Source organism: Pseudomonas cerasi (assembly GCF_900074915.1).
Lineage (GTDB): Bacteria > Pseudomonadota > Gammaproteobacteria > Pseudomonadales > Pseudomonadaceae > Aquipseudomonas > Aquipseudomonas cerasi.
Genome location: NZ_LT222319.1, coordinates 2,887,814 through 2,910,280, shown reverse-complemented (window position 1 = coordinate 2,910,280; position 22,467 = coordinate 2,887,814). Strand labels below are relative to the sequence as shown.

General features: G+C 59.0%; 15 protein-coding genes and 2 pseudogenes. 13 read left to right on the top strand and 4 right to left on the bottom strand.

All coding sequences use genetic code 11. The annotated features are described in order from the left end of the window. Positions 1–6: 6 nt before the first annotated feature. The 13 genes and pseudogenes from PCPL58_RS15565 (at position 7) to PCPL58_RS15510 (ending at position 18,501) form a co-directional block, all read left to right on the top strand. Positions 7–1,872 (top strand): IucA/IucC family protein, encoded by a 1,866-nt coding sequence (locus PCPL58_RS15565; RefSeq protein ID WP_065349838.1) that lies wholly within the window; start codon positions 7–9, stop codon positions 1,870–1,872. Next, the gene (locus PCPL58_RS15560) at positions 1,872–2,645 is read left to right on the top strand and encodes an HpcH/HpaI aldolase family protein (protein ID WP_065349837.1); all 774 of its coding nucleotides are present in this window, start codon (positions 1,872–1,874) and stop codon (positions 2,643–2,645) included. The genes PCPL58_RS15565 and PCPL58_RS15560 overlap by 1 nt, the downstream gene beginning before the upstream one ends. Before the next feature lie 3 nt (positions 2,646–2,648). After that, on the top strand, positions 2,649–4,532 hold the full coding sequence (locus tag PCPL58_RS15555; protein ID WP_065349836.1) for an IucA/IucC family protein: 1,884 nt from the start codon (positions 2,649–2,651) through the stop codon (positions 4,530–4,532). Then, entirely contained in the window at positions 4,522–5,427 is a 906-nt protein-coding gene (locus PCPL58_RS15550; RefSeq protein ID WP_065349835.1) for an ABC transporter substrate-binding protein, read from the top strand. The genes PCPL58_RS15555 and PCPL58_RS15550 overlap by 11 nt, the downstream gene beginning before the upstream one ends. Beyond that, a complete protein-coding gene (locus PCPL58_RS15545; RefSeq protein WP_054081417.1) occupies positions 5,424–6,413 on the top strand; it encodes a FecCD family ABC transporter permease in 990 nt (329 codons plus the stop codon). The genes PCPL58_RS15550 and PCPL58_RS15545 overlap by 4 nt, the downstream gene beginning before the upstream one ends. Further along, on the top strand, positions 6,406–7,437 hold the full coding sequence (locus PCPL58_RS15540) for a FecCD family ABC transporter permease (protein ID WP_003433965.1): 1,032 nt from the start codon (positions 6,406–6,408) through the stop codon (positions 7,435–7,437). Before PCPL58_RS15545 ends, PCPL58_RS15540 begins: the two co-directional genes overlap by 8 nt. Before the next feature lie 10 nt (positions 7,438–7,447). Then, complete coding sequence (locus PCPL58_RS15535; RefSeq protein ID WP_065349834.1) at positions 7,448–8,239, top strand: ABC transporter ATP-binding protein; 792 nt, start codon at positions 7,448–7,450, stop codon at positions 8,237–8,239. Beyond that, positions 8,236–9,015 (top strand): IucA/IucC family C-terminal-domain containing protein, encoded by a 780-nt coding sequence (locus tag PCPL58_RS15530; RefSeq protein ID WP_065349833.1) that lies wholly within the window; start codon positions 8,236–8,238, stop codon positions 9,013–9,015. The genes PCPL58_RS15535 and PCPL58_RS15530 overlap by 4 nt, the downstream gene beginning before the upstream one ends. Then, on the top strand, positions 9,006–9,656 hold the full coding sequence (locus tag PCPL58_RS15525; RefSeq protein ID WP_060707766.1) for an RraA family protein: 651 nt from the start codon (positions 9,006–9,008) through the stop codon (positions 9,654–9,656). The genes PCPL58_RS15530 and PCPL58_RS15525 overlap by 10 nt, the downstream gene beginning before the upstream one ends. A gap of 97 nt (positions 9,657–9,753) precedes the next feature. Further along, positions 9,754–10,575, top strand: a pseudogene (locus tag PCPL58_RS32685) (PAS domain-containing protein); the annotation flags it as partial. 30 nt (positions 10,576–10,605) lie between these two features. Then, positions 10,606–11,115 (top strand): methyl-accepting chemotaxis protein, encoded by a 510-nt coding sequence (locus tag PCPL58_RS32680; protein WP_404944151.1) that lies wholly within the window; start codon positions 10,606–10,608, stop codon positions 11,113–11,115. Between the two features lie 273 nt (positions 11,116–11,388). Beyond that, on the top strand, positions 11,389–12,993 hold the full coding sequence (locus PCPL58_RS15515) for a putative bifunctional diguanylate cyclase/phosphodiesterase (RefSeq protein ID WP_065349832.1): 1,605 nt from the start codon (positions 11,389–11,391) through the stop codon (positions 12,991–12,993). Positions 12,994–13,299: 306 nt separating this feature from the next. Then, positions 13,300–18,501, top strand: coding sequence for a DUF4011 domain-containing protein (locus PCPL58_RS15510; protein ID WP_065349831.1), 5,202 nt, complete (start codon positions 13,300–13,302; stop codon positions 18,499–18,501). A 7-nt stretch (positions 18,502–18,508) separates the two neighbouring features. Here PCPL58_RS15510 and PCPL58_RS15505 read toward each other — a convergent pair whose 3' ends face one another. From PCPL58_RS15505 to PCPL58_RS15490, 4 genes and pseudogenes are all read right to left on the bottom strand, one after another. Then, the gene (locus PCPL58_RS15505) at positions 18,509–19,627 is read right to left on the bottom strand and encodes a metallophosphoesterase (RefSeq protein WP_003372883.1); all 1,119 of its coding nucleotides are present in this window, start codon (positions 19,625–19,627) and stop codon (positions 18,509–18,511) included. Further along, positions 19,627–19,851: a hypothetical protein gene (locus PCPL58_RS15500; protein ID WP_054081409.1), complete on the bottom strand. Its 225-nt coding sequence runs from the start codon at positions 19,849–19,851 to the stop codon at positions 19,627–19,629. Before PCPL58_RS15500 ends, PCPL58_RS15505 begins: the two co-directional genes overlap by 1 nt. A 45-nt stretch (positions 19,852–19,896) precedes the next feature. Further along, positions 19,897–20,896, bottom strand: a pseudogene (locus tag PCPL58_RS15495) (helix-turn-helix domain-containing protein). Between the two features lie 78 nt (positions 20,897–20,974). Then, the gene (locus tag PCPL58_RS15490) at positions 20,975–22,453 is read right to left on the bottom strand and encodes an aldehyde dehydrogenase family protein (RefSeq protein ID WP_065349830.1); all 1,479 of its coding nucleotides are present in this window, start codon (positions 22,451–22,453) and stop codon (positions 20,975–20,977) included. Positions 22,454–22,467: the final 14 nt, after the last annotated feature.

The window sequence follows — 22,467 nt, the reverse complement described above, 5'->3', positions numbered from 1 at the left end:
ATGAACATGGCTACCCCTTTACCGCTGCAACGTAACGCCGCTTCGACAACGACAAATACAACAACGGGTACGGGTGCCTGGCTGGCCCACGTCAGCGCCGAGCGCTATCAGCAAGTGCAACGCCGCGTGATCGGCCAGTTGCTGCAAACCCTGCTGTACGAGGCGGCGCTGCCTTACCGCTGTGAGCCGCTGGATGATCATCGGCATCGTTTTGCCGTGGCCGTCAGTGGCGGTGTGGAATACCACTGCGAGGGCCTGCTAAGCACCAGCTTTGAGCTGATCCGCCTCGATCACGCCACGCTTGAGCGGGTGGACAGTACCGGCGAACGCAGCGTGCCGGATCTGCATCTGGCGTTGACCGAGCTGCTCAGCCCGTTCAAGGACAGCCCGCACCTGACGCGCTTCATCCAGGAAATCGAACAGACCCAGCTCAAGGACCTGCAGGCCCGTAATCAGGGGTATCAGCCCGCCAGGCCAGCGCATCAGCTGGATGTCGATGCGCTGGAGCAGCACTTCATGGACGCCCACAGCTATCACCCGTGCTACAAGTCGCGGATCGGCTTTTCCCTGACGGACAACCGCCACTACGGGCCAGAATTTGCCACACCTTTCGCGGTGGTCTGGCTGGCCGTGGCGAAGTCCAGCGCCTCGGTCGGCCACTCGCGGAGCATGGATTTTCAGGCGTTCATCCGTCAGGAGCTGGGTACACAGCGCTGGCAGGAAATAACTCGAGAACTGGCCGCGCAGGGCAAGTCCATCGACGACTATCAACTGATGCCGGTGCATCCGTGGCAGTGGGACAACGTCACGGTGTCGACTTTCTACCCGGAACTGGCCAGCGGCGAGCTGATTTATCTGGGCACCTCGACCGATCGCTACAAGGCTCAGCAGTCGATTCGCACGCTGGCCAACGCCAGTCAGCCACAGCGCCCATACGTCAAGCTGGCGATGAGCATGACCAATACCTCCAGCATGCGGATTCTGGCGCGTCACACGGTGTTGAACGGCCCGATCATCACCGATTGGCTGCACCAGTTGATCGCAACCGACAGCACCGCTCGCGCGCTGGATTTCGTGATTCTCGGTGAGGTGGCGGGGGTGAGTTTCGATTACCGCCATCTGCCGGAATCACGTTCGGCGCAGACCTACGGCACGCTAGGTGCGATTTGGCGGGAAAGCCTGCATCAATACCTCCGGGACGACGAGCAGGCGGTGCCATTCAACGGCCTCAGCCATGTGGAAAATCGTTACGGTGATGGCCAGCAGACGCCTTTCATAGACGCATGGGTCAGCCAGTACGGGCTCAAGGAGTGGACCCGGCAACTGCTGCAGGTCACGGTGCCGCCGATCATTCACATGCTCTATGCCGAAGGCATCGGTATGGAGTCCCACGGCCAGAACATCGTGCTGATCCTCAAGCAGGGCTGGCCGCAGCGCATCGCCCTCAAGGACTTCCATGACGGCGTGCGTTATTCACCCGCGCACCTCGGACGTCCCGAGCTGTGCCCGGAGCTGGTGCCGCTGCCCGCCAGCCACGCAAAGCTCAACCGCAACTCGTTCATCATTACCGACGACGTCAACGCGGTGCGCGACTTTTCCTGCGATTGTTTCTTCTTCATCTGCCTGGCCGAAATGGCGATTTTCCTGCGCCAGCAATACCAGCTGGACGAAGCACTGTTCTGGCAGATGACCGCCGACGTCATTCTTGACTATCAGCAGGCTCACCCGCAGCACCGCGACCGTTTCGGGCTGTTTGACGTGTTTGCGCCCTCGTACGAAGTCGAAGAGCTGACCAAGCGCCGCCTGTTGGGAGATGGTGAGCGCCGCTTCCGCTCGGTACCTAACCCACTGCATACCTACAGGCCGCAATGATGCTGAGGACCAATGCGCTCAAAAGCAGAGTTGCGGACGGACAGCCGGCACACGGGGTGATCAGTTCGATCCCGGCCCCGGCCGCCATCGAGTTGATCGCTGAAGCCGGGTTCGACTTCGTGATCATCGACATGGAGCACGTCCTGATCAACCCGGAAACCGTGGAAAACATGATCCGTGTGGCAGAGAGCTACGGCCTTACACCATTGGTGCGGGTCGCCGATCTCAACCCGAAAACCCTGCTGCGCCTGCTCGATGGCGGCGCGCAGGGCATCGTCCTGCCGATGATCGAGAGCCCTGAGCAGTTGGCAGATGCGATTGCCGCCTGCAAGTACTACCCGCTGGGTCGTCGCAGCCTCAATGCCGGACGTCCCGGCTCTTTCGGCAAGCACAGCCTGGCGCAGTACGTGGAGGCCGCCAATCAACAGATCATGGTGGTGGCGATGATCGAAAGCGCCGAAGGCGTGCGACGTGCCGCCGAGATCGCCAGCGTGCCGGGGCTGGACATGATTCTTGAAGGCGCGGCAGACCTGTCGCAGTCACTGGGCATGCCCTGGCAGATCGATCAACCGGACGTACAAAACGCGTTGCTTGCGACCTGGCAAGCCACCCGCGCGGCAGGCGTCGCCTATTGCGCGATCCCTCGTCAACCCGGTGACGCTGCCCGCTGGCAGGCTCGCGGGGTCAACACCTTTGTCCTCGGGGATGAGCGCGGCATTGCCTTTCGCGCGCTTCAGGCCCGCCTGGCTCAACATTCAGCAGAAGGAAAATAAACCATGAACTTCACTTCACTCGCCGCTGACCTGGTCATGCAGGATTTGGTCGATTGCCTGCTGGCTGAAGATTTCTTTGGTCGCGAGCCATTGCGTTTGCAGGACAGCAGCCAATGGCAACTGCGCCATCCACAGGCTCCGCAACTGGTGGAGCAGGGCAGTGCGCAGCAAATCTGGGAATGGTGCTGCAATGATTCGGAGCAGCGCTTTATCAGCATCGCGTTGCGCGCCGGTATTACCCAGCAATGGGAAAAAGTACCCGGTACGCCGGTACTGGGGCGACAGGACGAGCGCTGGACGCAGTTGTCGCCGGAAGACTTCATGAAGTGGGTGTTCGCCGGCAAGGCAACGCTGCTTCAGGACAGCGAGCGCCAGGACAACGAAAAGGGTATCGCGCTGTTTCTCGAGGTATTGCGTATCAGTGTCTGGCAGACCGCGCTGTCGCTGGACCACAAGGTCGACGAGCAAAACCTGATGGCTCAGGACGGCGCAACCTTCTTCAGGACCATGGAGCAGTGGGCGTCGCTGCGTGATCGCCCGTATCACCCGCTGGCCAAGGCCAAACAAGGCTTGAATGAACAGGAATACTTACACTACCAGGCCGAGTTCGCCCGGCCGGTAGCGCTGAACTGGGTGGCGGTCGACAAGACCTTGCTGCAATGCGGCGACGGCGTAAAGGACTTGAACGCATCGTTTCCGGCCCGCTATCTGCTGCCCGAGCACCTGCAAGCGGAGCTTGACCAGGAGATGCAGGCGCGTGGCATTGCCGGCAGCCATGTTGCGCTGCCGGTTCACCCGTGGCAGTTCGAGCATGTTCTGCAGGCCCAGCTGGGCGATGCGTTCGCCAAGGGCGATTGCCAGCGGCTTGACTTCAATCAGGCGCAGGTCCACGCCACTTCGTCGCTGCGTTCGATGACACCGTGCTTCAACAGCGCTGACTACCTGAAGCTGCCCATGGCGATTTATTCGCTCGGCGCTTCGCGTTACCTGCCAGCGGTCAAAATGATCAACGGCGGGCTGAGCGAAAAACTGCTGCGCCAGGTGGTCGACAAGGATCAAAACCTGGGCCGTTCGCTGCACTTGTGCGACGAGCGCAAATGGTGGGCATTCATGCCGCCGCAAGCCACGTTGTTCGACGAAGGGCCTCGGCATCTTTCGGCGATGGTGCGCGGCTATCCGGCCGCCTTGCTCGATGATCCGGAGTGCCGCCTGTTGCCCATGGCGGCACTGGGCACACCGCTACCGGGGAGCAATCGGCATTTCTTCGACGAGTGGATGGACTATCGCGACCTGCCGCGCAATCAGGCTTCGGTACTGACACTGTTTCGCGAGTTGAGCCACAGTTTCTTCGACATCAACCTGCGCATGTTCCGCCTGGGGATGCTCGGCGAAGTGCATGGCCAGAACGCGGTCATGGTCTGGAAAGACGGACAGGCGCAAGGGCTGTTGTTGCGTGACCACGACTCGTTGCGTATTTTCGTGCCCTGGCTGGAGCGCAACGGCATGCACGATCCGGAGTATCGCATCAAGAAAGGTCATGCCAATACGCTTTATCATGACCGTCCCGAGGACTTGCTGTTCTGGCTGCAGACACTGGGTATTCAGGTAAACGTGCGGGCAATCATGGATACGCTGGCGCAGGTGTATGACGTGCCTGTCACAGCGCTGTGGACCGTATTGCGTGATGTTCTGGATAATCTGATCACAACCATCGAATTTGACGACGAGGCGCGTGGCATGATCAGGCAACAACTGTTCGAAGCCCCCAACTGGCCGCAGAAACTTCTGCTGACACCCATGATCGAGCGCGCGGGCGGTCCGGGCAGCATGCCGTTCGGCAAGGGCGAAGTGGTCAACCCGTTCCACAGGTTGCGCCGTGCAACCTGACCGAACCCTGCATCCTTCGCGGCGCACAGTGTTGCGCCTTTCGCTGGGGTTACTGGCACTGCCTGGCATTGCCCGGGCAGCGCCGCTACGCGTTGTCACCCTGTTTCAGGGGGCGTCCGATACTGCCGTGGCTCTGGGCGTGACGCCTTGCGGCGTGGTGGATTCGTGGAGCGAAAAACCGATGTATCGCTACCTGCGCCCGGCGCTGGCGGCGGTACCGCATGTGGGTCTGGAAACCCAGCCGAGCCTTGAAGATATCGTGCTGCTAAAGCCGGACCTGATCGTCGCCTCACGCTTTCGTCATCAGCGCATTGCGCCGTTGCTGGAACAGATCAGTACGGTACTGATGCTTGAAGAGGTGTTCGAATTCAAGCGCACCCTGGCGATGATGGGTGCGGCCCTGCAGCGTCAAAAACTGGCCATCGAGCTGCTCGGGCAATGGCAACAGCGTGTGGCAGCGCTGCGTGGCCAGTTGCAGGCGAAGTTCACCGGACGCTGGCCAATCACCGTGTCGGTGCTCGACATTCGCGAAGACCATATCCGTAGCTATCTGCCGGCCAGCTTTGCTGGCTCGGTGCTCAGTGAACTGGGCTTTGCCTGGACGCCCGCGGCCCGCCAAGCCACGGGCGTGTCCCTTAAACTCAGCAGTAAAGAGAGTTTGCCTGTGGTCGATGCCGACCTGTTCTTCGTCTTTCAGCGCGCGGACAGCACCGCCGCGCAACACACTTACGACAAGCTGGTACAGAACCCGTTCTGGCAACAGTTGCGGGCAGTACGCGACGGTCAGGTATGGCGCGTGGATGCCGTCGCCTGGAGTCTGTCCGGCGGCATTCTGGGCGCCAACCGCATGCTTGATGAAATCGCTCGCGTGGCGATGGCGGATAGCGCCTCATGACGGCTGCGGTAAAACTGGGCCTGGGGCTGTTGGTACTGGTAGCGTGCATGGGGTTGAGTCTGGCCACCGGGGCCACCTGGATATCGCCCGCTGCCATTGTGCGAAGTGCCTGGCAGCCCGATGCGCTGAGCGCTATCGAGCACGTGCTGCTCGACACACGGCTGACACGCACCCTGATGGCCGTCGCAGTAGGCTCTAGTCTGGCGGTTGCCGGGGCGCTGATGCAGGCGCTGACGCGCAATCCGCTGGCGTCGCCTGGCCTGTTCGGTATCAATGCTGGCGCGACGTTTGCCATCATCGCCTGTTCGTCGCTGCTTTCACTGTCGTCCATGAGCCAATGGCTGTGGTGCGCGTTCATCGGCGCTGCGGTGGCGGGCACGATCGTCTGGGTCATCGGCAACCGGGGGCAGGGCAGCCTCAATCCATTGCGCATCGTATTGGCTGGCGCAGCGATCACTGCCTTGTTTACCGCGTTCAGTCAGGCCTTGCTGGTGGTCAATCAGGACGGTCTGGATACCGTGCTGTTCTGGTTGGCTGGCTCCTTGTCGGAGCGCGAACTGAGCACTGCTGCGCCGCTGCTCTTCTGCGTGGTCATGGGGCTTGTCGGCGCACTGGTGCTGGCGGGGCAGGTCAACGTGCTCAACACCGGGGAATCCATCGCGACGGCTTTGGGACAGCGTACGGGGCTGATTCGTCTGATGATGAGCGTGGTGATCATTGCCCTGGCAGGCAGCGCCGTGGCGCTGGCGGGCAGTATCGGCTTCATCGGTCTGCTGGTGCCGCACATGGTGCGCAAGACGCTGTCCATCGACCATCGCTGGCTGCTGCCCGGCTGTGCGTTGCTGGGCGCGACGCTGTTGTTGCTGGCCGACACCCTGGCACGAGTGGTGATTGTCCCTCAGGAAGTGCCGGTGGGTGTAATGACTGCGCTGTTTGGTGCGCCGTTTTTCATTGCGCTGGTTCGGCGGGGGGCGCGCTATGGATAAGCATGTCACCGTGCGCTACCGGAGCTTTTCCCGGCAGTTCAGCCTGACAGTGTTGACGCGTTTGCTTACGGGTCTGGCGCTGACGCTGCTGGTTGCCTTGATCTCGCTGGCCGTGGGCAAGATCAACCTGTCGCCCACGACCCTGCTGAGTGTTTTTACCGGCCAGGCGGACGCCAGCCTGGTGTTCATCGTTGAACAACTGCGCATGCCCCGGCTCGCCCTGGCCGCACTGGTCGGTGCGGCCCTGGCGGTGTCCGGGCTGATCCTGCAAAGCATCATTCGCAACCCGCTGGCCTCACCGGATCTGTTAGGCATCACCAGCGGTGCCAGCGCCGCAGCCGTGTTGTACCTGTCATTCTTCTCGGCTGCACTGGGTGCGCAGTTTCTGCCCCTGGCGGCGATCTCCGGCGCAGGCCTCGCGGCGCTGGTCATTTATCTGCTGGCCTGGAATCAGGGCGCTTCACCCTTGCGTATGGTGTTGATCGGGGTAGGGGTGTCGGCTTTGCTGGCTGCGGTCACCACGTTCATTCTGGTGTTCAGCCCGTTGACCACCACCTTGTCGGCTTATGTCTGGCTGACCGGTAGCGTGTATGGTGCCAGTTGGCCGGAGCCCCGCGCGCTGGCCGGCTGGCTATTGTTGACGTTGCCGCTGCTGGCGCTGCTCGCCCGTCAGGTGCGCATGCAGCAACTGGATGACGCGCTAGCCCAGGGCATCGGCGTGCGCGTGCAATGGCTGCGTGCCGGTTTGCTGCTGGTGAGCGTGGCGCTGGCCGGCCTGGCGGTCGCCTGGGGCGGGGCGATTGCCTTTGTCGGGCTGATAGCGCCTCATATCGCCAAACGCCTGATGCCGCCGGGGTTCGTCGGTCAGGCGCTGATGGCGGCGCTGATCGGTGCCAATCTGGTGATGCTTGCCGATCTGGCCGGACGCACGCTGTTCCTGCCGCTGGATCTGCCCGCAGGGATTTTTGTCGCGGTGCTGGGCACACCGTTTTTTCTGTACCTATTGATCAACCAGCGGCATTAAGGAATTACGGATGGCGTCAATCGCAACCCACGACCTGACCCTGAGTTACCAGCGGCAGGTGATCATCGACAGCCTTGATCTGCAGCTACCCGCAGGCCAGGTAACCGTGCTGATCGGCAGTAACGGTTGCGGCAAAAGCACCTTGCTCAAATCCCTGGCGCGCCTGCTCAAACCCCAGCAAGGCACCGTCGTACTCAACGGTGCAGACATTCACCAGAAGTCCACTGCGACTGTCGCGCGTGAACTGGCGATTCTGCCGCAGATGCCCAGCGCACCGGAAGGCATCAGCGTACGGCAATTGGTGGCGTTGGGGCGTTATCCCTATCAGAACTGGATGCAGCAATGGTCCGCCGAGGATGAAGCCATGGTCGCACGGGCTCTGACGCAGACCGGCATGCAGGAACTGGCCGACAGACCTGTCGATGCCCTGTCAGGTGGTCAGCGTCAGCGCGCATGGATCGCCATGACCCTGGCGCAGGATACCGACATTGTATTGCTGGACGAACCGACGACCTTTCTCGATCTGGCTCATCAGATCGAAGTGCTGGACCTCTTGCGCGACCTGAATCGGCAAGAGGGCAAGACCATCGTGATGGTCCTGCATGACCTGAATCTGGCCTGCCGTTACGCCGATCACATGGTCGCTGTCCACGAACGCAGCGCCTTTGCCCAGGGACGTCCGGCGGACATCCTCAGCGAGGCGCTGGTCAAGCAGGTCTTCGGCCTCAACTGCCGGATCATCGCCGATCCATTCTTTGGTACGCCGCTGTGCATTCCCTTTGGCCGGGAACTGCCGCAATGAGTCTGGCGCAGGCGTTCAGCGAGTCCGAATGGTCGTTGCTGTCCGGGGCGCTGCGGCTCAGGCCGGCAGGTGAACACGATCCGCGCTCACTCCCGGCCCGAGCGCTGCTGGACGACGCCGTCTGCGAGCAATTGCTCGGCGTGCTGGGGCCGGTGATCGGTTCTCCTACCCCGGCAATCACCGCGTCATTGCTGGCCAAGCGCTTTTCCTTCCTCAGCACCGGTGCCTGTCTGTACGCGATGTCGGTCTACGACAAGGGCCTGGCCCTGTCGCTGGACAATAGCGTGGTTGAATACGCGCACGATAACGGCCTTTGGACCTCTTCAATGCCCTTGCTCGATACAACGCCTGTGGGTTACGCACCGGGGGCTCGCGAGGCGTGGCGTGATGTGCTCGTCGCCACCCTGTTCCGCGACCTGCTTCAGCCGCTGTGGGAAACCTTCAACCGTGTCACTGGCATTTCCCGACGCATTTTGTGGGAAAACACCGCAGTACGTGTCTATTCGCTGTACGACAAGCGCATGGACACGGTTGAAGACCCGGTGATCCGGCAGCGCTGTGAAGCCGATTTCGACTGGCTGCTGCATCAGGCCGATCCGGCGCTGTTCGGCCTGGCCTACAACCCGCTCAAACACTTCCGCCGTCCACCGATTGTGCTCGAAGGCGAAGGCAAAAGCGTCCGTTTTCGGCGCACCTGCTGCTTCTATTATGACGCCAGCAACCCTGTCGAGTATTGCTCGACCTGCCCGTTACTGAGGCCCAAAAAATGTCGATGAACAAGCAGATCGCCCACCGCCAGCAACAGCTCAGCGACGCGGTCATAGAGCAATACCGTGATGTTGCCGCGTCAACCATTGGCCATCTGACCGACGTGGGTTACCTGCGTGGGATCAGGCCGCTGTTCGAGGGTGCCAGACTGGTCGGCAACGTTGTCACGATCAAACTGCAGCTGCCGGACGGCAGCATCCTGCGCGACGCTTTGCTGAACAGCCTGCCCGGGGATGTGCTGGTGATTGAATGCGTCGGCGACGAGCATTGTGCCTGCTGGGGCGAACTGCGCACCCTGGCCGCGCTCATCAAGGGGCTTGCCGGCGTCATCATCTCGGGTACGGTTACCGACGTCGCCGCCTTGCGCGAACATCGTCTGCCCGTGTTCAGCCGGGGAGTCAGCGCAATGACGACGCGCAGTCTCGGGGAAAGCGGCGAGCTCAATGGACTGATCAATGTAGGCGGCGTGGATGTAAAGCCGGGGGATATCGCAGTCGGGGATGATGACGGGGTGTTTATCCTGAGTCCGCAACAGGCGAACGAACTGTTACCCGAGTTGCTTGGCAAGGAGAGTGCGGACAGAAAAAGACGGGCGGAGTTGCTCGACAGACTTAAGGGGCAGCAGCCGGAAATCAGAAGTCGGCAATGACAATATGTTTAATATTTGGATCCTAATATCAACAATCAGACAATAGGCAGGCCATTTACGTATTAAGTTCGCCGGCACTGCTCAAGATTGCGGTTCGATGACCGATGCAGATTGCAAACCCAAACTGTCCCGGATAGCCGCAATGTTCAATTCTCATTTGAAAAATACCAATAAGGCATTGGAGCGCCGCCTCGCCATGCTTGAGCAAGCAGGGCAAATCCTCAATCTGGAGACAGTCGCCGTCGTTCTGGATGGCACGGGCAAGGTACAGACCGTCAACGCGTTGTTCGAGACGGAGATGAGCTACGCCCAAGCAGAGCTTGTCGGACGCAACCTGTCTGAACTGAGCCCGCCGGAACTGAGCGGTGACGTTCACCAGAAACGCGCGTTGACCGCGATTCGCGACGGCAAGCATTTCAGCGGCACGTTGCGCTTGGTCAGCAAGGCCGGATCGAGGGTGTGGCTGAGAACCATTGTCGTTCCTTATAAAAATGAAACCGGCGGCGTCGAGCAGATCACCCTGTACTCGAGTGTTCTGACGCGAACCATTGAAGCCTCGCGTGAGAACGAGGCCCTGGTCAACGCACTGCAGCGCTCCACCGCCGTTATCGATTTCACCCTCGATGGCATTGTCATAGGCGCCAATGACAACTTTCTGAAGGCGATGGGTTACGAACTAAATCAGATAAAGGGCAAACATCACAAGATTTTCTGCCTGCCTGAAGAATCCGCTTCTGACGCGTATACCCAGTTCTGGGAAAGACTGCGCCGAGGTGAGTTTATCGTCGATCGTTTTCGTCGAGTTGACAAAGGTGGTCGTGATGTATGGCTGGAGGCGTCTTACAACCCGATTACCGACGCCAACGGCAAACTCTATAAAATTGCCAAGTTCGCAACGGTCATCACTGAACAGGTCGAGCGCGAGAAAGCCGTCGCCGAAGCATCGGAAATGGCTTATCAAACATCTATCGATACTGACAGCAGCGCGCAGCAAGGCCGAAAAGTCATCAAGGACACGCTGCATATGCTCGGCCAGCTGACCATTTCGATGGAAGAGGCTACACGAGGTATCGAAGCACTGGATTCGCAAAGTCAGGTGATTGGGACAATCATTAAAACCATCAGCGGTATTGCCGAACAAACCAACTTGCTCGCGCTGAACGCAGCGATTGAAGCCGCCAGGGCTGGCGAACAGGGCAGGGGGTTCGCCGTAGTAGCCGATGAGGTGCGCCAGCTGGCCTCCCGCACGACAAAAGCCGCGGAAGAAATCGTAAACGTCGTGAAGACCAACCAAAGCCTGGCTTCAGACGCAGTAGGCGTCATTGTGCGCAGCACCGAACAGGCTTCCGAGGCGCTGGTATTGGCCAACGACGCAGACCGTGTGATCCAGGAAATCCAGCAAGGCGCTAACACGGTAGTGCGGGCAGTCAGTCGGTTTGTGGACCAGCGCTCCAGTTAAGTGTGAACAGTCGGGTCGACTCAGGGGACACTAAAGGTGTGCTGCCCTGAGTCACTCATTGCGCAGTTAAACAGGAAAGGAAGTGTACTGATCTGTGCAGAGCCACCTGCGTATAAAAGTTTTAAATGAGTGTGTTTTATTAAATCGATGGGACAGCACTCGCGCAAGGCGCTCACTATCGGAATCACTGTGCTACTGCCTCAAGACTGATAGCCGGCTACCGATACCCTGCTTATAACCGTTGCACCCGCCGTCATTTCGAGCATCGTTACTATGACTTTCCTGCGCAGCCCACACATGGTTCGTAAGTACCTTTACACCTTGTTGTGGTTTTACGTGTTCTCTATTTTCCTGTTGGCCATCGCGTGGGAATTCGAACTTGAATCCGTCGCCATGGTCGCAATGGGCTTACCCTACGACCAGGACTTCGAAAACGCCGAGCGTTGGCGTTTTGTATTGACCTCGACAGGCTTTGCAGTGTTATCGATGGCTATACCGTTCATTCTTCTGAAACGCCTGATGCAACGGCTCCATGGCAGCTACAACGATTTGCTCGAGTCACAGGCGCTCAGCGAATCTCTGGCCCGCCACGATCCTTTGTCCGGCTTGCTCAATCGGCGTGTGTTTCACGAGCAACTGGTTGCACGCTTACGGCAGCCAGCGACACACACTGCGGTTTTTCTGATCGACCTGGATAAATTCAAGCTCATCAACGATACCCACGGGCATGCGGCGGGAGACGCGGCGATCTGCGCCGTTGCCGAAAGCCTGCGCGACGCCACTGTCGGGTGGCAGGCTTCCGTTGCGCGACTGGGTGGCGACGAGTTTGGCCTGGCGGTCAGCGGTGACTTCAGCCATGCCGAACTGGCGCCGCTCGCTGAAAACATTCTGGCCAAAATCGCGGCATCCAGCGTTGGCCTGCCGCGTGTGGTCCTGAGTGCAACCCTCGGCATTGCCATTGCGCCAATGGACGGCTCAGACCCCGACCTCTTGCTGCAACGTGCTGATAGCGCCATGTACCGCGGCAAGACCGGTGGCCGAGCCACATTTCATTTCTATGAAGTCAGCTTCGAGCGCGAGCAGCGCCTGCAGGAGCAGTTCGCGCGGGAACTCACCCTGGCTATCGAAGAGAAGGATATTCAACCGTTCTATCAGCCCATTGTCAGCCTTCCCGAGCAGCGCCTGTCCGGGTTCGAACTGTTGGCGCGATGGCTGCATCCGGAGCGCGGAATCATTCTGCCGCTTGACTTCATACCCGTGGCAGAACAGTTGGGGCTGATCAAGCCACTCACCGCGACCCTTTTGCTTCAGGCCTTCGATCAGGCACGCGCTTGGCCAAGCGACTTCACGCTGGCAATCAATGTCACCTCACTGATGATCGAAAGTCCCGACTTTCCGGACTGGCTGGAACAGTTGGCCAGCGAAGGAAAATTCCCGCTGAGTCGGCTGGAAGTGGAAGTGACGGAAAACGCTCTCGTCGCCAATGTTGACAGTGCCCGCCTGAATCTCGAACGTCTGCGCGCGATGGGCGTGAGCGTCGCCCTGGACGATTTCGGGACCGGCTATTCAGGGCTTTACCACCTGACCAAACTTGCCATCGATAAGATCAAGATCGACAGATCGTTCTTCGACACGACGCTCGAGAACCAGAACGAGATGGTCAAGGCCATCCTCGCTCTGGGGAAAAGCCTGCGGATGAAAATCACCGCCGAGGGTATTGAGCACGAGAGACTGGCTGACTGGCTGGCCACTCATGAGTGCGACTTTGCCCAAGGTTACCTGTTCGGACGGCCCTTACCGTTGGCTCAGGTAACAGAGCTGCTGACAATGAGTGAGACTAAAGGGCCGGTCAGGGCGTTGGCGGTTCCTGGAAAATAAGGGGGATGTGCTTCAAGTCAGGCGCTCTCGAACTTCAATGCGGAACTTTGGATTCACCAGAGACGATGAGAGTTCTCTAGTGCTTGGCGCTCAATAAAACCTGCGGCTTTCTGCCAGTACAGCGAGCTGCGGCACCCTCTTGGAACTGTGATCGGGATTGGCGCCGATCGCGTCAACGTGAGGTGCTGCTGCGAATAAGGCGTTCCATTCACATATAAGCATTCCTTATTGTCGATGACTCATGGAGTATATGCGCATTTTGGCTGCCTCTATGAGGCAAGCGCTCGCAGCTTCAGGAGCCCGTGAATGAACATCGAGATTGAGGCGCTGATCGCCCGGAAGATCGGTTTCGCCTCTCACCAGAACGCCGTACCGCTGGTACGTGAACTAAGCATCTGGAACCAGGAAGAAACCGGTTTTGAAAACCTGACCCTGAGTTTAAGCACCGACCCCGATTTCGTAGAAAGCCGGACTTGGCATATAGACCGCATCCATGCAGGTGATCGCCTCAACATCTCCGAGCGCGATATCAAGCTTAATGCGGGTTATTTGGCCGGGCTGACTGAAAGCCTCAGCGCAGACGTGGTGATGCGCTTGTCCCAGGGCGACAACGTTCTCGTTGAGCAGCGCTTCCCTGTAGAACTCCTGGCGCGAACAGAATGGGGCGGCTTGAGCGCAATGCCGGAGTTGCTTGCAGCTTTCTGCATGCCCAATGATCCCGCGGTAGATCGCGTACTCAAGGCAGCTTCACAGGTATTACGGCGCGCAGGCAAGAAAGATGGCATTGACGGCTATGAAAGCAAGTCGCGTACGCGAACCTGGGAGCTTGCCTCTGCCATTTGGTCAGGAGTGTGCAGCTTTCAGTTGAGCTATGCATTACCTCCGGCCAGTTTTGAGCAGCAGGGCCAAAAAGTCAGGCCTCCGAGTGTGGTTCTGGAAAACGGCGTGGCGACCTGTCTGGACACTGCATTGCTGTTTGCTGCGGCGTTGGAGCAGGCGGGCTTGAATGCTCTGCTGATCATGACCAAGGGACATGCATTTGCAGGCGTATGGTTGCAGCCTCAAGAGTTTTCCCAATTGTTGACCGATGAGGCGTCGGCGGTACGCAAACGCCTGGATCTGAAGGAAATGGTGGTCTTCGAAACCACCCTTTCTACCCAGACACCTGCGCCGGGGTTCTCCCAGGCCATTGCAGCTGCCGAGCGGCAACTCGATGATGAGCAGTTCATCATGGCCATCGATTTGCACCGTGCCCGGATGCAGAAGATTCGTCCGATGGCGCTCATATCAGTAACAGAAGGATCTGATGCGACAGCCGATGCTCCGCCCACTATTGAAGGACTGGAGGAGGCGCCGGCACTCCCGGGGTTCGATGTCGAAATAAATACCGACAGCGAAGGTCCTGCCGGCAAACTGACGCTGTGGCAACGCAAACTCCTCGATCTGACGACCCGCAACCGTCTCCTGCATCTCCCGGACAGCGCAAAAGGCGTACGCCTGTTGTGTCCCGATCCGGCAGCGCTTGAAGACCTTCTCTCCAGTGGTCAGCGAATTCGCGTGCTGCCGGTGCCTGACCTGAAAAGCAGTGGCCGGGATGTGGCGCTGTACGAACAGCAGAATAATGAAAACCTGGTCGACGAAGTTGCTCGTCAGGCTCTTGCTCGTGGTGAAGTGCTCGCCGGGCTGGAAAAAGTCAAACTTGAAGCCACCCTGATTGATCTGTTCCGAAAGGCGCGCAGCGATCTGGAAGAGGGCGGTGCAAACACACTGTTTCTGGCCATCGGCTTTCTCAAATGGAAGAAGAGTGCCGACGACCCGAAAACTTACTCCGCGCCCCTGATCTTGCTGCCAGTAAAACTTGAACGTAAAAGTGCCTTGTCCGGGGTAACGCTAAGCCTTCTTGATGAGGAACCACGTTTCAATCTGACGCTGCTTGAACTGCTGCGCCATGACTTCGAGTTGGTAATTCCCGGACTGGACGGCGAACTGCCCAGCGATGAAAGTGGCATTGATGTGACGGGTATCTGGAACATGGTGCGGCGAGCAGTGCGTGACGTGCCGGGTTTCGAGGTGAGTACCGAACTTGTGTTGGGAACCTTCTCATTTGCCAAATACCTGATGTGGAAAGACCTGAATGCCAACGCAGCACAGCTGCTGCAAAGCCCTTTGGTCAAGCATTTGCTGGACCCCGCTGAGGGAGATGAGGGCTTCTCCGGCTCAGACGAGTTTCCCAGACCAGAGCATCTGGACTCGTCAGTAACGCCCGCCACGCTTTTCGCCCCGTTGCCGGCCGACTCTTCACAGTTATCTGCCGTGGTGGCATCTGCCGGTACTCATAGTTTCGTCATGGATGGGCCTCCGGGAACCGGCAAGTCGCAAACCATTGCCAATATGATTGCCCACAATCTGGCCTTGGGCCGCCGCGTGCTGTTCGTGGCAGAGAAGCGCGCGGCACTGGACGTGGTTTACCGTCGCCTGGCAGAACAGGGGCTGGGCGAGTTTTGCCTGGAACTGCATTCAAGCAAGACCTCTAAAGTTGAAGTACTCAAACAACTGGACCGCGCCTGGGACGTCAGCGACGCATTGAGCGCCGACGAATGGGAGCGTGAAGCCACTCGTTTGCAGGCACTGCGTTCGCGACTCAACGATCTGGTCGCGGTACTGCACCGACGCTGGAGCAACGGGCTCTCCCTGCATCAGGCGATTGGTCGTGTGGTTCGTGATCATGGCCCTCAAACACCCAGGCTGACCTGGCCATCAGACACGCAGCATGATGCTGCCGAGTACAGCCAGTTGCTGGATCTGTCGCGCCGGTTAGGCCTGAACGGTGATGCCGCACGTAATTTGTCAGGCAAATTCGGCGCTCTGGCGCAGACTCAGTGGTCGAACGCCTGGCAGGCACACATTGCAAATGCCGCACGTGAGCTGCCGCAGGCCCTTGACGCGCTGAATGCGGCGAGTGAGAGGCTTCTTGGCCTGACGCACCTTGACTTGCCTGTAGCCGAAGTGGCGCAGGTTCAGCACTTTGGCGAATTGGCGACTCTGGTCGTGGAGTCCTATGGACTGAACCTCTCATTCGCTTTCGCACCCGACGCCGTCGCGCGTATTGAAGCCGCCCGGCGCGCGTGCCAGTTAATCGAAAGCTATCGAGAGCTTGAAGAAGGTCTGTCGCTGGATTATGCGGACGAAGCCTGCCGTCGCATTCCCGTTGAGGCGATGCGCAGCGAATGGCGAGATGCCGAAGGAAAGTTCTGGTTCCTGGCGACTTTCGCCAAGAAAAAGGTCGCGAAGAAACTGGCCTCTTCAGGTGGCGCAGCAGGCCTGCCGGACACGCTTGGCGACCTGGCGATCTTCGAGCGCCTGCACGCGCAACTGAACGAACTGGATACATTGGCCGGCAGCCTGCAATCGATCCCGGGCTGGCAGGGCCTGACCAGTGACGTGTCACAGATATTTCGTGCAGCCTCAATGGCTGAACGTCTGCGCGGGCTGATAAGCGGTCTGGCCCAATCACCGGACCACCTCGTTTCGCTACGCGGTGCCGTCGCGCGACTGGTCGTTGACGCGAACGAAATGTTGGCGCCGGGCGGGCAAATCGGCGTAGCGTTATCAGCCTTGCAACAGGCGTTGTCTCGCTATGAAGACGCCGCTCGACTGTTTGCCGAATTATCTGCAGCTGGTACAGATACACAACCGAGCGTTGGCGTGTTGAGGGCTACTTCGCTCTCAATCCAGCAACAAGAAGAGCAGCTCAAGGCATGGTGCGATTGGTGCCGGGTTCGCGAGCAGGCTGCTGAGGCTGGGTTAGCCAGTCTGGCGCGTGCGCTCGAGGCAGGGAGTCTGTCACCTGCAGCAAGCGAGGAAACCTTCATCACCGCCTATGCCCATTGGTTCGCTACGCAGGGTATAGACGGCGAACCTCTGTTGCGGAATTTTGTGGCTGCCGAGCACATGAGTGATATTGCGGCTTTCGTTCGTCTGAACGACGAAATGGCGAAACTGACGGTGCGTTACATCCGGGCCAAACTGTGTGGCTTGATCCCCTCCAAAAATGACATACCCAAGAGCAGCGGCTTTGCCATTCTCAAACATGAATTGCAGAAGTCTCGCCGGCACAAACCTGTCAGGCAACTGGCTGTCGAAATGGGCGACGCGCTGAATCGCCTGGCGCCTTGCATGCTGATGAGCCCGCTGTCGATTGCGCAATTCCTGCCCGCCGATCAACCGCCTTTCGATCTGGTCATTTTCGACGAGGCTTCGCAGATTGCTCCATGGGACGCAATCGGTTCGATAGCTCGCGGCAGGCAAGTGGTTATCGCGGGTGACCCGCGTCAAATGCCGCCGACGAACTTTTTCAACCGTGGCCCGAATGCCAGCGACGACGATACCGCGGAAGACATGGAAAGCATTCTGGACGAATGCCTGGGAGCAGGGGTGCCGAGCCACAGTCTGAGCTGGCACTACCGGAGTCGCCATGAAAGCCTGATTGCCTTCTCCAATCATCGTTACTACGACAGTAATCTCATTACCTTTCCGGCAGCAGAGACTCGCGCGAGTGCCGTCGAGTGGCGCAGGGTTGACGGTGTTTATGCAAAAGGCAAAGGGCGCTACAACCAGGCTGAAGCCGAAGCCATTGTCAGCGAGACAGTCAAGCGCCTTACCGATCCCGCGTTCGTGGCTGCCGGCCATTCGATCGGTATTATCACGCTCAACTCCGATCAGCAAAAACTGATCAATGATCTGTTGGACAACGCCCGCAAGCAGTACCCGCAGATCGAGCCGTTTTTTCAGGACACACAGACCGAGCCGGTTGTCGTCAAGAATCTGGAGACAGTCCAGGGCGATGAGCGCGACCTGATTATGCTCGGGATAGGCTACGGTCCTACCGAGCCCGGCGCGCAGGTCATGTCCATGAACTTCGGTCCCCTCAACAAGGACGGCGGCTGGCGCAGGCTTAACGTGGCGATCACCCGGTCTCGCCGAGAAATGTTGGTGTTCTCATCCTTTGATCCTTCAATGATCGACCTGAACCGCACCAATGCCCGCGCAGTCCGTGACTTGAAGCATTTCATAGAGTTTGCCCAGCGCGGACCAAAAGCTTTGGCCGAGGCGGTACAAGGCTCGGTCGGTGGTTACGACTCGCCGTTCGAGGAGGCAGTCGCTCAGGGCCTGAGGCGTCTTGGGTGGCAAGTGATTCCGCAGATCGGAGTCTCTCGTTTCCGCATTGATCTGGGAATTGTTCATCCCGATCGTCCGGGTGACTATCTGGCTGGCGTCGAATGCGATGGCGCTACCTATCACAGCGCTGCCACTGCTCGGGATCGGGACAAGGTCCGCGGAGCAATTCTCAGCGGTCTCGGCTGGAATCTGGTGCGGCTATGGTCCACGGAATGGTGGGTAGACAAAGAGGGAGCATTGCAGAGGCTGAATGCAGCGTTGAACGATCTTTTGGCTCAATCCCGGGAGGAGACAGCAGACCCACTAAACGAACAGCCAACGCCCCACTGATGGAACGCTAAAGCGCCCGCCGAAGCGTAATCCGGGTCAATTCCGAAGGTTTGCCAAGACGAATGGCAAACCCGGGCCAGAGTGCGGTGCCGTTGTTGACGTACAGTTGCATCCCGCCCACATCATAAAGCCCGGATACGAATCCGCCGTTGGCCAGGGCCAGCAGCCGGTGTAGACCGAAAATCATGCCGCCATGGGTATGCCCGGAGAGTTGCAGCGCTATGCCGTGGGTCGCTGTTTCCTCGGCGTTTCTGGGTTGGTGGTCGAGCAGGATGATCGGTGTGTCTTTCGCGATGCCTGCTATGGCTTTCTGCAGGTCTGGCGCAGGGAAGCCGGTTTTCGGCGCCGTGACATCGGTGACGCCGGCCAGAGCGATGCGTGCACCGTCGTGCTCGATCAGCGTGTGGCTGTTGGCGAGAGGGATCATGCCCAGCGAGACGAAGTGCTGCATCCACGCCTGGTTATCGAAAAAGTACTCATGGTTGCCGGGGATGACGTACACGCCATCCGGCGCACGCAAATCGCGCAGCGCCTCGATATCCTGCTTCCGGTCGTTGAGCGAGCCGTCGATGAGATCGCCGGTGATGACGATCAGGTCAACCCCCAGCGCATTGGACTGCTGCACCACAGCCCGGGTCCAGGGCGCATCGAACAGGCGGCTGATGTGCATGTCCGTCAGTTGCAATACCTTGTAGCCCTCGAATTGCGGAGGCAGGTTTTTAATCGCGATCTGGATGTCTTTCACTGGCGGCACGCGCACGGCCTGCTGGACGCCGATGGCCGCCAGCACCAGGGCAGCCATACCGATGAAATAACGCAGATTGGCCGGAATGCTCAGCGTCTGCCGGCGCACCAGCATCGTCAGCAATGTGCCGATGTCGACGATGATTTGCAGTACCGCAAGCAACAGGATCGCGCCGAACGCCCAGTTGAACAGCATCACGATGTAGCGTGGAAATTCCGGCGAGAACACGCTGCCGGAGGAAAACCGGCAATACAGATGATATTGCGAGGCAAGGACAAGCAGCACCGCAACGGCGATTTTCGCCGATAACGCCCAGGGCATCGGCCATAGGAATCGGGCGATGACGTACAGGCAGGGCATGCTGAACATGACATGAAACATTAACGTGCTCCGTTGGCGATATCGATGAAGTGGATAACTGCGTCAACGGCACGGGCAGTAATGAGGTCGATCTGGTCCTGCCGAACGCCGCCCGTTGCAGCGTATTGGTGAGCAGGGATGCTGGAGGTCATGGTGCCGAGGCGGAATGCCGATACGAGCAGACCGTGCTGCCAAGTTTCTTGCAACGCGCGCCGATTGTCGAGCTGACGTGCTTTTGCCGGCACTGCACGGCTCGAAACCGGTCTGAAACCGTCGCTTGATTGCAGCTGTCAGGCCGCACTCGACGGCTTATCCCTGCCGCGAGCCATCTCTCGAAACAGCCGGGGCGACATACCGAATGTCGATTTGAACTGCCTGCTGAAATGCGAACTGCTGCCATAGCCCCAGGCATAGGCGATATCGGTCAGTGAACGATGGGCATGCTCATTGCTGCGCAACTCTTCGGCGCAACGCGACAGGCGTCGTTGCCAGATATATTCACTGACTGTACAACCCTGTTCCACCTGGAATGTCCTGTGCAGGCTGCGCACCGAACATTGCTCGACGCTGGCGATGCGCTCCACAGTCAGGTCCCGGTCGGCAAGGTGGCGTTCAATATAGGCTTTGAGGCGATTCTGCTTGAACAGACGGAAGTCATGGGTGAGTTGCTTTTCTTCGTCTTTGTTTTTGAACGCATTATCAAGTACTCCGACAATGCTATCGCCGATCAGGCGTGCCGAATGGCGGTTAAGCAAGGGATACTGGCCATAAGCATCATTGATCAAGTGGCTCAGGATTCTCCCCAGGCCAGTGCGTCCGTTAAGGTGCACGTCCACGTTGTCCGCAAGCCGATCATCTTTACCTTCAAGCAGCAGAATGAAATGCTCGCAGCCTTGCATGCTGGTGACGCTGAAGGGTTTGCCACAATCGACCAGGAGCATGTCGTCAGGCGCCAGCACGCTGTGCTGCAGACCTTGCTCTACATGGCTGACGCCCGCAGTCTGCAATATCAGCATCCGCGGAGTGTCGAGCGCGCTGACCGCGTTGCTCAGGTGACGCGAATAGCGGTGGGCGCTGGCAGTCATCCGGCAGAAACGCAGCGGGCCGAGGTCGCCGTACTCCAGTCGCCCCCTGAAAATCGCGGTCATTGAGGGGTTCGATGAAGGTCGACTCCAGGCGCCTTATATAATCCGGCGTACGCCCAAGGTGTTCACTCATGAACTCCTTCCACTTCATCAGGCGTTCGGAGCACACCAGCTGTTCGGTGGATGCACAGGCCAGATTGTTCATAGGCTGCCTCTCTTCTTGTTGTGGTTTTCAGTTGAACGAGCAATGGTCGTTGCCCGCTCACTCATCAATGGGCCCGGTTCAGAACGGATAGTGATGGCTGCCTGCTTTCCAGGTGACCCAATGGGTCCGCGTGAACTCATCCACTGCGTATTGACCATTGAATCTGCCGAGGCCGGAGTTCTTTTCCCCTCCGAAGGGTGCATTGGGCTGGTCATCGATCGTGATGTCGTTGATATGTGTCATGCCAGCAACAATACCGCGCGCGAAGCTCAAGCCTCTCGCCATATCACGGGTAAACACGGCGCTGGCCAGACCGTATTCGCTGGCATTGGAAAGCTGCAGCGCATGAGCTTCGTTTTCGGCGATCAGCAGCGGTAGCAGGGGGCCGAACGTCTCGTCGCGCGCCAGCGCCTGATCGGCGCCTACTTCACCGAAAACGTGCGGTGGCAGAAGCAGTCCGGATGCCTGGCCACCTTGAAGGCATTTGAGACCAGCACGCTTGGCAAGATCGATCTTGCTTAGCAGACCTTCAAGCTGGCTCTGGTTGATGACCGGCCCGATCACGGTATCTGCCTCGGCCGGATCACCTGTTTTCAGGTTGCGCACACGTTCTACCACGCAGGCCGCGAAGTCCGCATAAAGAGAGCGATCAATGATGACCCGGTTGACGCTCATACAGATCTGCCCTTGATGCAGGAAGCGGCCGACCACTGCGGCGTGCGCTGCGATCTCGATATCCGCGTCATCCAGGACCACCAACGGCGCGTTGCCTCCCAGTTCCAGGGCAACGCGCTTGATGTGCTTGCCGCCGGTTGCGATGCGGCCGACATTGCGACCCACGTCTGTGGACCCGGTAAAGGAAATCAGGCTCGGAACAGGATGCTCGACGAAAGCATCGCCAATTTCCGAGCCTGCACCCACCACCACATTGAGCGTGCCGTCAGGGAAGCCGGCCTCTTCGAACAGGTGCGCTATCAGCAGGCCGCCGGTCACTGCGGTATCGCTGGCAGGCTTGAGCACTACGGTATTACCCAGCGCAAGTGCCGGCACTACCGAGCGCAAACTCAGAAACAGCGGAAAGTTCCAGGGACTGATCACCCCGACCACTCCCAGCGGTTCACGAAAGACAAAACTCTGCTGGCCGGGTTTGTAGCTGGTCAGGATCCGGCCTTCAACCTGCGTGGGCAATGTCGCGCACTCATGGACCATGCGCAGCGTCGATTGCCACTCTATGCTGGCTTTGATGCGCGTACTGCCGGACTCGCGGATCAGCCAGTCGATGATTTCTTCGCTACGGCTCTGGATAACGTTCGCCAGCCCTTCGATGAAGGTACTGCGCTCTGTCGGCTGTAACTGTGCCCAGGCAGTCTGTGCGTTGTGCGCAGCGAGGTACGCATCATCCAGGTCCGCGACTGATGCCAAAGGCATTTCCAGCAGTAGCTCACCGTTGAAAGGGTTACGATCCTCAAGCCGCCGGGTCGAACGGCCGGTGCGCCAGGCACCCTTGATGTACTGGTCGCCGGCTATGGCATATGGGGCGGGCTGTGCAGCGTTCATGATTTTTCCTTTCG